The 9,974-nt window shown below is 61.9% G+C and carries 9 protein-coding genes; 6 read left to right on the top strand and 3 right to left on the bottom strand.

Translation table 11 applies throughout. The features are described 5' to 3' along the window. Positions 1-220 precede the first annotated feature (220 nt). The gene (locus Q0T48_RS03075) at positions 221-1,138 is read left to right on the top strand and encodes an L-lactate dehydrogenase (RefSeq protein ID WP_295952226.1); all 918 of its coding nucleotides are present in this window, start codon (positions 221-223) and stop codon (positions 1,136-1,138) included. 139 nt (positions 1,139-1,277) lie between these two features. Further along, positions 1,278-2,852, top strand: a complete 1,575-nt coding sequence (locus Q0T48_RS03070; protein ID WP_295952224.1) for a hypothetical protein — start codon at positions 1,278-1,280, stop codon at positions 2,850-2,852. 86 nt (positions 2,853-2,938) lie between these two features. On the opposite strand, the gene Q0T48_RS03065 is transcribed toward Q0T48_RS03070, so the two are convergent. Then, a complete protein-coding gene (locus Q0T48_RS03065; protein ID WP_295952222.1) occupies positions 2,939-3,562 on the bottom strand; it encodes a 2-dehydro-3-deoxy-6-phosphogalactonate aldolase in 624 nt (207 codons plus the stop codon). Positions 3,563-3,564: 2 nt separating this feature from the next. Continuing rightward, positions 3,565-4,467 carry a 2-dehydro-3-deoxygalactonokinase gene (locus Q0T48_RS03060; RefSeq protein ID WP_295952220.1) on the bottom strand — a complete coding sequence of 301 codons (903 nt, stop codon included), beginning with the start codon at positions 4,465-4,467 and terminating at the stop codon, positions 3,565-3,567. 178 nt (positions 4,468-4,645) lie between these two features. Between Q0T48_RS03060 and Q0T48_RS03055 the strand changes: the two genes are divergently transcribed. The 4 genes from Q0T48_RS03055 to Q0T48_RS03040 all read left to right on the top strand — a co-directional run bounded on the left by Q0T48_RS03055 (position 4,646) and on the right by Q0T48_RS03040 (position 9,220). Further along, the gene (locus Q0T48_RS03055; protein WP_295952217.1) at positions 4,646-5,383 is read left to right on the top strand and encodes a FadR/GntR family transcriptional regulator; all 738 of its coding nucleotides are present in this window, start codon (positions 4,646-4,648) and stop codon (positions 5,381-5,383) included. A gap of 210 nt (positions 5,384-5,593) precedes the next feature. After that, positions 5,594-7,324 carry an IlvD/Edd family dehydratase gene (locus Q0T48_RS03050; protein ID WP_295952213.1) on the top strand — a complete coding sequence of 577 codons (1,731 nt, stop codon included), beginning with the start codon at positions 5,594-5,596 and terminating at the stop codon, positions 7,322-7,324. 10 nt (positions 7,325-7,334) lie between these two features. Further along, positions 7,335-8,099 (top strand): SDR family oxidoreductase, encoded by a 765-nt coding sequence (locus Q0T48_RS03045; RefSeq protein ID WP_295952211.1) that lies wholly within the window; start codon positions 7,335-7,337, stop codon positions 8,097-8,099. A gap of 236 nt (positions 8,100-8,335) precedes the next feature. Next, positions 8,336-9,220, top strand: coding sequence for an SMP-30/gluconolactonase/LRE family protein (locus tag Q0T48_RS03040; RefSeq protein WP_295952209.1), 885 nt, complete (start codon positions 8,336-8,338; stop codon positions 9,218-9,220). Here the strand turns inward: Q0T48_RS03040 and Q0T48_RS03035 are convergent. Next, entirely contained in the window at positions 9,217-9,657 is a 441-nt protein-coding gene (locus Q0T48_RS03035) for a hypothetical protein (RefSeq protein ID WP_295952207.1), read from the bottom strand. The genes Q0T48_RS03040 and Q0T48_RS03035 overlap by 4 nt on opposite strands. Positions 9,658-9,974: the final 317 nt, after the last annotated feature.

Raw genomic sequence — 9,974 nt, 5'->3', positions numbered from 1 at the left:
GGCGCAAAGTGGGCCCAAAGGCCCGCGAACCTAGCCCCAAGGGGTTAGAAAACGACTCGTTTTGGCCGGATTCGGCGCATTCTTGTTATCAGTACCCCGGAAGAGCCATTTTGAATGGCCTTGTTCAGCATTGCCTTAAGGTGGGCGCTAAGTTGCGCTAGCGCACAGACACCCACCGAACCACGGTGTAGGCTGGGGATTTCAAAGCAAAGGAAATTCCATGCGCACACCTTCCATTGGCATCATCGGCACCGGCTGGGTGGGGGCCAGCGTGGCGATTTCGGTGTTGCAGGCGGGGGCGGCGCAAGAGGTGATCCTGTTCGACGCGCGCGACGGCCTGGCCGAGGGTGAAGCCATGGACCTGGCGCACGGTGCGGCCTTTTACCCGTCGGCCCAGGTGCGAGCCGGGTCGCTGGCCGAGATGCTGGACACCCAGGCCATCGTCATCACCGCCGGTAAAAACGGCGCGCCCGGCCAGTCGCGGCTGGATTTGCTGAAAGAAAACCTGGGCATCTTGCGCGGTATCGCTGTGCAGCTGCGCGGCTACCAGGGCATCGTGGTCATCGTCAGCAACCCCATTGACGTGCTGGTGTTCGACTTCACCCAGGCCTCCGGCCTGCCGCCCGAGCGCGTTATCGGCACCGGCACCATGCTGGACACCGCGCGGCTGCGCCAGATCCTGGGCCAGCGGTTGGCGCTGGACCCGCGCTCCATCCATGCCCAGGTGGTCGGCGAGCATGGCGATTCCGAGGCGGTGCTGTGGTCGGGCGCGGAAGTGGGCGGCGTGCCCCTGCGCAGCTGGGTGGGCTGGCAACCGAGCGACGAAGAACACATCGCCCACCATGTGCGCCGCGCCGCCTACGAAATCATCCAGCGCAAGGGTTCCACCAACCACGCTATCGGCCTGGTCACCGCGCACCTGCTGCACGGCATGCTGCGCGACGAACGCCGTGTGCTCACCGTCACCCGCGTGCAGACCGGCGCGCTGGGTCTGTTGGGTGTGGCCTTGTCGCTGCCCACCATCGTCAGCGCCGAGGGCGCGGTGCAGGTGCTGGAGCCCGCGATGGATGCGCAGGAGCGCGCGGCGCTGGAGACGTCGGCCGAGGTGTTGCGGGCGGCGATAGCGTCGGTGGTTTGATTTTTAAGAATTTTAGGCTTCTAGCGCTTATTTCACCTACGTATCATGCTATTTACTAAATAGCATATGTGCGGGTATTGGGGTGGTGGAGATGGGGTGAAAATGGTGCTTCACTTTCATATTCCACACGAAGGATGCGATGGCTAAAAAGACCAAGGTAGTGGCTGTTTCAGGCAATCAGATTGCGTTTTGGGTTCCCAAGTCGCCGCTACCTGTGATCAGTGGCGCTGCAGATTTGCCGACCAAGTTAGCCAACATCCACTTTCCAAAGGATGTAAAAGCTTTTGCGGTGCAGTTTCAATCTGCAAGCACTGGCCATGTCCCCTTGGTCCTAGATCCATTGCAGATACTGAAAGCGGCTTTGAACAGTGGCTATGGCGTGGACCGTAAAGAGATGCAGCTATTGACGGCCAAGAAATGGAGCCCAAGGGAGTGGGCCGCATTGGAGAAGTATCTGCAAGCCCGGTTGAAGATGCTGCTGGCGGTATTGGTGGAGAGTGGAACCCCGTCTGTGGTCACGCTTTTAGGTGTTGCGGACATGCTGGAGGCATCTGAAAAAGTCGGTATAGCCTATGCGCTGGGTTCTATCTTTTGCCGCGTGGCAACCGATGCATGGATAGATAATTTTCACCCGAAGCAGACGGCCCAGCATTTTTGGCATTGGAAGGTTGCATGCGATAAAGCCGTCAACTTGGGCGCGTTGCGAAACCTGGTCGAAAAATCCGAAAACCCGGATTACATTTTTTCTGTCAAGGACACATGGTATTGCGTCGAAGCCAAGGGAACCTTGGAAGGTGAGGACTGGAATGTGCTTAAGGTCGGCTTGCACCAGGCCAAGAAAATAGGCTCATTGGAGTTGATCGATCCGCTGGCACCGTACCTTCCGGTGCCCAGGCCCATCCAGGGTTTTGCCTGTACTTTGGCCTATTTTGATAAGGCAGATGCGCTGCAAATCATCCACCTGGACCCTCCCGTATCCAAACCAAAACGCCGATCCATCAGGAAGACTTTGACGCTGGTGCCGGAGTTTGCCGAACTGGTGGGTTTCGAGCGGGCGTTTAGCCAGTTCCTAAATTTGGCCCAGCCGACCCATGTGCCACGGGAGCTTTTGGAGGCGACCAAGCCAATGGTTTTGGAGTGGAAACTGATGCACCACGATGCGGATGCTGCCGCTTGCATTTACCTTGGTATGTCTTCGTCGATGCATACGTTGGAGGTCGATTTGGACCAGGCGTTGCGCGCGCTGAGGCTGATTGTGCCGACATGTGCCCTGGCCGCCTCCCGACAACCAGACGGTCTTGTCAGCTTGCCGCACTTGGACATGCTGTTGGCCCAACTCCAGCGGGCATCCAGTACGGTCCAGGACGCAGAGCCCACCAGCATGTGGCGTGCGCTATGCGATGTGGTGGACGCGTTCATAAAGGACGGGCCTGAGAACCGTGCCGGTGTTCCATGGCAAACCCTTTTAGCGCGTGTCACCACGGTCAAGTGGCTTGGCATACCGACAGACCTGTATAGCGTGCAGGATTTGCATCGACGGCTGACCGGTATGTGTGACGCTGCAAAAACGGCCGCCGAAATTTGCGCACTCAGTCCGCCAAAGCACTTCACCAATGGGGCGGCAACGATTGCCACTACCGACCAGGGCCTGTGGCTAGTCACTGATCTGAAAAATCAGCCTTTACCACCCCGTGAAGGCAAAGGGAAAATATAAGCCGTTTAGGCCGCTAGCGCATATTCCGTAAGCACAATATGCTATTTATTACATAGCAAAAAGGCGTGTGCAAGTCCTGCGCAAATTCAACCCGCCTGGCAAGCCTTCCAGGCCGCCACGAACCCTGCGGCCCGCGTCTTCACTTGTTCCGCAGGCGTGCCCGGCGCGTACAACTGGCCGCCGATGCCGAAGCCGGTGGCACCTACTTTGAACCAGATGGCCATGCTCTCGGGTGTGATGCCGCCTACGGGCCAGATGGGGGTGCCGCTGGGCAGCACCGACAGCAGGGCTTTCAGGCCGGCGGTGCCGACTTGCTCGGCGGGGAAGATTTTCAGCGCGTGGGCACCGGCTTCGAGGGCGGCGAAGGCTTCGCTGGGGGTGGCGATGCCGGGGGCGCTGAACAGGCCTTGGGCCACGCTGTGGCGTATCACTTCGGGGTTGCAGTTGGGCGAGACGATCAGCTTGCCGCCAGCGGCCTGTACCGCATCCACATCGGCCACGCGCAGCACAGTGCCCGCGCCGACCAGCGCGTCGGCTGGGGCGATGGACGACAGAATGCGGATGCATTCCAGCGCACCGGGGCGGTTCAGCGGCACTTCCAGGATGCGGAACCCTGCGCTGAACAGCGCCCGGCCCACGGCTTCGGCGGAGTCAACGTCGAGGCCGCGCAGGATGGCGACCAGGGGCAGGCGGGGGGTGTGGAGGGTCATGGTCAGGCCTTGTGGGTTTGGATGTAATGGAAGCCGCTGAGGATCACGTCACGCGGCGAGAGCAGGGTCAGGGCGCTGCCCAGTTGGCGGGCGGCGACCTGGTAGGCCTCGGCCAGAGCGGGGGAACCGATCAAATGGAACTGGTCGCTGCCCGACTTATCCAGGTCTTGCAGCTCACTGCCGATCAGCAGGCCGCTCAGATACGCCAGGGCCTGGCTGGCGGGCATGGTGCCGGTGACCACGCGGGCGCGGCAGGCAAACAGCTGGTGCGCCAGCGCGCCGGGGGCTCCGGCGGCCACGCCGTCGGCAAAGGCGGGCTGGCTCCACAGGGGCTCAGTTCCGGCTGGTTGGGCGGCGGCGGCCAGCGTGCCATTGGTGGACAGCAGGGCGAACAATTCGCCGGTCATGTAGGTGCGCAGTTGCTCCACGCGGCCGTCGCGCAGTAGCACCCATTTGCTGTGCGTGCCGGGCAGCACGAACCAGCCGTTGCGCAGGCCCATGGCCACGGCGCCGAGCAATTGGGTTTCTTCGCCGCGCATCACGTCGGGCTGGCCGCTGGCATCGCGCACACAGTAGCCGGGCACGATGTAGTGCTGCGGGTGGCCGCTGACGTGCACCAGGTGCTGCGGCAGCGCTTCCAGCGGCACACCGGGGCCGAGGTAGGGGGCTTCTTGCCAGCCAAAAGCGCTGCCCACCATGCCGGACATCACGATCTGGCAGTCTGCGGGCGCACACAGTGTGGGTAGCCATGCGTCCAGGGATTCGGCGTGGCGCCCCCGGGTGGTAAGTGCACCCTGGTCGTCGCTGGCCTCGGTGGTGCAGGCACCAAAGGCGTCCAGTGCATAACCACGGCGGTGGGTGGTGCCCCAGTCCACGCCAATCCAGGGGGTGTGTGTTGGTGTCATGACAGTCTTTGGTCGGTGTGGCCGGTGCAGAGGGCCGCATTAAGGCAGGGTAGCAGCCCCACAGGGGCCATGGTAAATGCCGATTACGCCATGATTGTATGATTTATTATTGGCGCTAAGTGTCACAATGTGCCGATATTCACCGGGGTTTGCCCGGCCTGCCATGGAGTTATGTGTGATGCGGTCTCCCACGAATCAAAGCGTTTCAGCCACCTATTCGGGTCGCAATCTGCATGGGCAGGTGGTCAAGTCTTTGGGCCACGGCGTGGTGGGTGGGGCCTATCCGGCGGGTGAGTTACTGCCAAACGAAGAGGTGCTGTGCCGCACGCTGGACGTCAGCCGTACGGCGCTGCGCGAGGCCATCAAGGTGCTGGCGGCCAAGGGTTTGCTGGAGTCGCGGCCCCGCGTAGGCACCTGGGTGCGCCCGCAGGCCAGTTGGAACATGCTGGACCCCGATGTGTTGTCCTGGCGCTGCGCCACCGGACCCGATGCGCAGTTCATGCGCCACCTGACCGAGATGCGCGAAATCATCGAACCCGCCGCCGCCGCGCTGGCTGCGCGCAGCCGCCGCCCCGACCAATTGGCGGTGCTGGAGGAGGCGTTTCACGCCATGGAAAGCGCCCGCAATGTGAACGAGTGGGTCGATGCCGATGTGGCTTTTCACAGCGCCATTTTGCAGGCCACCAACAACCCTTTGCTGGTGCCGCTGGCTGCCATCATCAGCAGCGCGCTGGAGGCGTTGTTGGGCATTTCTGCGCGCAAGGCGGGCGACTTCAACGAGGCATTGCCCGACCACCGCAAGGTGCTGGATGCCATTCGTGCGGGCGATGCGCAGCGGGCATTGCACCGCATGTCGGTGATGCTGTCTGACACCCGCGACCTGATGCAGCGCTCGGCCATGCTGTCCGAGCCTTGATTGCGCACCCCCAGGCTTGCAGTGCTGCGCATCTTTCGCCAGCCCCCTTGCAGGGGCAATAGCAACAGCTTGGCAAAGCCAGTTCTGCGCTATTTCTGGGTGTAGGACGTTCTGGCTAACAGTGTTCAAGGGTTTGTCCTAGTCCTAGAATGCACGGTCATTTGTATGATTTATTAAATCCACGATAGCGCTTGTCCATTTGAGGCCCCCATGAGCACCGAATCTCCCAAAAAACGCCGTTCCCAGCACTGGTTTGGCGGCACCAGCAAAGACAACTTCATCCACCGCAGCTGGATGAAAAGCGAAGGCTTGCCCGACGACAGCTTTGATGGCCGCCCGGTTATCGGCATTTGCAATACCTGGAGCGAGCTGACCCCGTGTAACCAGCATTTCCGCCAAATCGCCGAGCGGGTAAAGCACGGCGTATTGCAAGCCGGTGGCATCGCGGTCGAATTCCCGGTGTCGTCGCTGGGCGAAACCCTGATGCGCCCCACCGCCATGCTGTACCGCAACCTGGCCAGCATGGATGTGGAAGAGGCCATCCGCGCCCATCCGCTGGACGGCGTGGTACTGCTGGCGGGCTGCGACAAAACCACACCCGCCACGCTGATGGGCGCGGCCAGTGTCGACCTGCCCACGTTGGTGGTGTCGGGTGGCGCCATGCTCAACGGTAACTACCGCGGTGAGCCGATTGGCTCGGGCACCCACGTGTGGAAATTTTCTGAGGCGGTCAACGCGGGCAAGATGACCCTGCCGCAGTTCATGCAGGCCGAAAGCTGCATGTCCCGTTCTGCCGGGGTCTGCATGACCATGGGCACCGCGTCCACCATGGCCAGCATGGTCGAGGCGCTGGGCGTGTCGCTGCCCACCAACGCCGCCATTCCCGCTGTCGATTCGCGCCGCCTTGAATTGGCGCAGCGCTCGGGCCGCATGATTGTCGATATGGTCGAGCGCGACATGCGCCTGTCGCAGGTGTTGACCCGCGAAGCCTTTGAAAACGCCATCCGCGTCTGCGGCGCCATCGGCGGCTCGACCAATGCCGTGATCCACCTGATCGCCATTGCCGGGCGCATGGGCGTGCCGCTGTCGCTGGACGACTGGGACCGCCTGGGGCGCGACATCCCGACCATTTTGAATTTGCTGCCCTCGGGCGAGTATTTGATGGAAGACTTCTACTACGCCGGTGGCCTGCCGGTGGTGATGAAACGTTTGCTGGAAGCGGGCTTGCTGCACGGCGACGCCATCACCGTCAACAACCGCACGCAAGCGCAAAACATCGAGCACGCCGAGTGCTTCAACGACAAGGTGATCCGCCCGCTGAACCAACCGTTGGTGGCCCAAGGTGGCCTGGCGATTCTGCGCGGCAATCTGGCCCCGCAAGGCGCGGTGATCAAGCCGTCTGCGGCCACCGCTAGCCTGCTGCAGCACCGGGGCAAGGCGGTGGTGTTCGAGAACATCGAACACTACAAAGAACGCATCATGGACCCCGACCTGGACATCGACGCCAACAGCGTGATGGTGCTCAAAAACTGCGGCCCCAAGGGCTACCCCGGCATGGCCGAGGTGGGCAACATGGGCCTGCCGGCCAAGCTGCTAAAGCTGGGCGTGACTGACATGGTGCGCATCTCCGATGCGCGCATGAGCGGCACGGCCTTTGGCACAGTCGTGCTGCACGTCGCGCCCGAAGCCGCTGCAGGCGGCCCGCTGGCCCTGGTGCAAGACGGTGACGAAATCGAACTGGACGTGGCCGGCCGTGGCCTGCACTTGCACGTCAGCGACGAAGAACTGGCCCGCCGCCGCCTGGACTGGGTAGCCCCGCCCGAGCCCCCATCTGGCTACGTGCGCCTGTACCACCGCCATGTGCTGCAAGCCGACCAGGGCGCAGACCTGGACTTTTTGGTCGGCTGCCGTGGCGATGCTGTACCCCGCGACTCACACTAGAAAGAATGCCATGGCAAAACTTGCTAACTACCCCAGCCTGAACGGCCGCAGCGTGTTCGTTACGGGCGGCAGCTCCGGCATTGGTGCCGACATCGTGGTCGGCTTTGCCCGCCAGGGTGCCAAAGTCGCCTTTACCGGGCGCAACGCCGAATCCGCCGCCAAGGTGTTGGCAGAGGCCAGCGCAGTGGGCTCCACGCCGTTATTCTTACAAAGCGAAGCCAGCGATGTGGTCGCATTGCAAGCCGCTATTGCCCAGGCCGCAGCTGCGCACGGCGACATTAGTGTGTTAGTCAACAACGTGGCCAACGACCAGCGCCACGACATCATGGACGTGACGCCTGAAGACTTCGACTGGCGCGTCTCGGTCAACCTGCGCCCCCACTTCTTTGCAGCCCAGGCCGTGGTGCCCGGAATGCGGCGCATGGGTGGCGGGACGATTGTGAATTTAGGCTCTACCAGCTGGAAGATCAAAGGCAAAGGCTACCCCGTGTACGCCACTTGCAAGTCGGCCACTGTGGGCCTGACACGCAGCCTGGCCCGCGACCTGGGCCCCGACAACATCCGCGTCAACACCCTGACCCCCGGCTGGATCATGACCGAGAAGCAGCTCACCCAGTGGGTCGACGACGCAGGCAACCGCGCCATGGACGACAACCAGTGCCTGCCCGGCCGCATCGTCGGCGCCGACATTGCCCACATGGCGCTGTTTTTGGCAGCCGACGACAGCAGCATGGTCACTGCGCAAGACTTCGTGGTCGACGCAGGTTGGACCTGAAGTTGTGGCGAAGCCAGTTCTGGGGTGTTCCGCGAAGGGGCATCGCTGCGCTAGCCTTTGGTCAGACCGATGCGTTTATTTCGCCCCGGTATTTCTCCCTCCCCTCCCGGAGGAGGGTTGGGCGGGGACTCTACGTTTTAGAGCCTAAATTTAACCTAAAAATAAGCTGCTAGCGCATATTCAATGAGCGCAAGCAGCTATTATTTTTATATATAAAAATCATAGCGAGATTCGCCATGCCTTTGCCCTGCACAGTCACCCCCATCTGGCCCGCCACCCTGCAACTCGGCGAGGGCACGCTGTGGCATGCCGCCAGCAGCCGCTTCTTCTTTGTGGACATCCGCGGCCAGGCGGTGCACAGCTGGTCGCCCAGCACCGACGTGCGCCAGAGCTGGCAGATGCCCGAAATGGTGGGTTGGTTGGTGCCCTGCGCCGACGGCCAGGGCTTCATCGCAGGCTTCCAGTCTGGCTTTGTACGCCTCACGCTGGAGCCGGAGCTGAAGATCGATCGCCTGGGCTCCCCGCACCCCGATCAAATCGGCCTGCGCCTCAACGATGCCAAGGCCGATGCCGGTGGCCGCATCTGGGCGGGCTCCATGCACCATGAAAACCCCCAGCAGCCGCTGGGCCAACTCGCCTGCCTGCACCCCGATGGCCGCATCGAAGTGGTGGAGCGCAACATCCACATCGCCAACGGCCCCGCCATCTCGCCCGACGGCACCGTGCTGCTACACACCGACAGCCTGCTGGGCAGCATCTATTGCTACCGGCTCAGCGCCGACGGCCAGCTGCACAACAAAAACCTCTGGAAAACCTTCGCCCCCGCAGACGGCGAACCCGACGGCATGACTTTCGATGCCGAAGGCCATGTCTGGGTGGCGTTCTGGGGCGGCAGCTGCCTGCGCCGCTTCAATTTGGCGGGCGACGAACTGCAACGCATCGACATGCCCGCCAGCCAGATCACCAACGTGGCCTTTGGCGGCGAGAACCTGGATCTGATGCTGGTGACCAGCGCGCGGGTCGGTTTGTCGGATGAGCAGCTAGCCCAGCAGCCGCTCGCGGGCTCGGCCTTTGTGCTGCGCACCGGTGTGTGCGGGGTGGTGCCGGGGGTGTGGGGCTAGGCGCGCGCGAAAAGTCTTTTGACCAGGGATGGGAAGCCGCTGCTCTTTTCGTACTGGCCCAGGGCCAAGGTGTGGCTCTCGAGCGCATCGATACGCCCGCCCAGAAAGCGGCTGGCCACATCAAAAACCAGCTCTTCTCCGTAGCCCTCTTCATCCACGTTTTCGATAGCGCACAGGTCTAAAACGCGTGACTCTTCGGGCAATGCCTTGCCAATATTGGCAATCAGGCCGTCATCGGATGCCCCGGCGGCCGAGCGCACCAGTTGCCCCTTGGCATACAGGCTATAGCCCCAGAGGTTCACGACGCTGTGCAGAACGATCGCCAGCACCTGGCCCGAGGGGTAGAGGTTCAAGAGTTGGGTCTTGAGGTCTGGCCGTTGAAGCTTGGTTCCCTGGATGGCTTTGCGGGCTTGGGTGACAAAAAAGTGGCCCGGCAAGTTCCTCTCGCAGACGATGGTTCCCTGTGGATAGGCGCCTACCGAGAGTGTCCCTGACGAGGGGTACAGGGCGGATACCAAATCGGATTCACCGCTGCGTGTGTAGCCAGCGAAACCGAGCTGGTGGCATAAGGCATCGGCCCGTTGTGGTTGGTGTTGGGGTGCGGTTCCGAAGTAACCTGGTTCCGCGCTCGCAAAAATCGCACATGCTTTCCAGCCCATAAAGAATCTTTCGAAAAGTTGTTTTGGTAAGACGCAGTTTCAGGTGAACTTACACAAACCCCCTATCCTTCCTGAAACGCCTTTCGCATCAACGG

It is taken from the genome of Rhodoferax sp. (genome assembly GCF_025354435.1).
Classification (GTDB): Bacteria; Pseudomonadota; Gammaproteobacteria; order Burkholderiales; family Burkholderiaceae_C; genus Rhodoferax_B.
The sequence above is the reverse complement of the archived record's forward strand: the minus strand, read 5'-3'. Positions and strand labels throughout refer to the sequence as shown.

Bases quoted from the DNA above. Each gene is read 5' to 3' on its own strand.
- Q0T48_RS03065 (WP_295952222.1), bottom strand. From the start codon at position 3,562: ATGACCCTCCACACCCCCCGCCTGCCCCTGGTCGCCATCCTGCGCGGC.
- Q0T48_RS03060 (WP_295952220.1), bottom strand. From the start codon at position 4,467: ATGACACCAACACACACCCCCTGGATTGGCGTGGACTGGGGCACCACC.
- Q0T48_RS03045 (WP_295952211.1), top strand. From the start codon at position 7,335: ATGGCAAAACTTGCTAACTACCCCAGCCTGAACGGCCGCAGCGTGTTC.
- Q0T48_RS03070 (WP_295952224.1), top strand. From the start codon at position 1,278: ATGGCTAAAAAGACCAAGGTAGTGGCTGTTTCAGGCAATCAGATTGCG.
- Q0T48_RS03075 (WP_295952226.1), top strand. From the start codon at position 221: ATGCGCACACCTTCCATTGGCATCATCGGCACCGGCTGGGTGGGGGCC.
- Q0T48_RS03055 (WP_295952217.1), top strand. From the start codon at position 4,646: ATGCGGTCTCCCACGAATCAAAGCGTTTCAGCCACCTATTCGGGTCGC.
- Q0T48_RS03050 (WP_295952213.1), top strand. From the start codon at position 5,594: ATGAGCACCGAATCTCCCAAAAAACGCCGTTCCCAGCACTGGTTTGGC.
- Q0T48_RS03040 (WP_295952209.1), top strand. From the start codon at position 8,336: ATGCCTTTGCCCTGCACAGTCACCCCCATCTGGCCCGCCACCCTGCAA.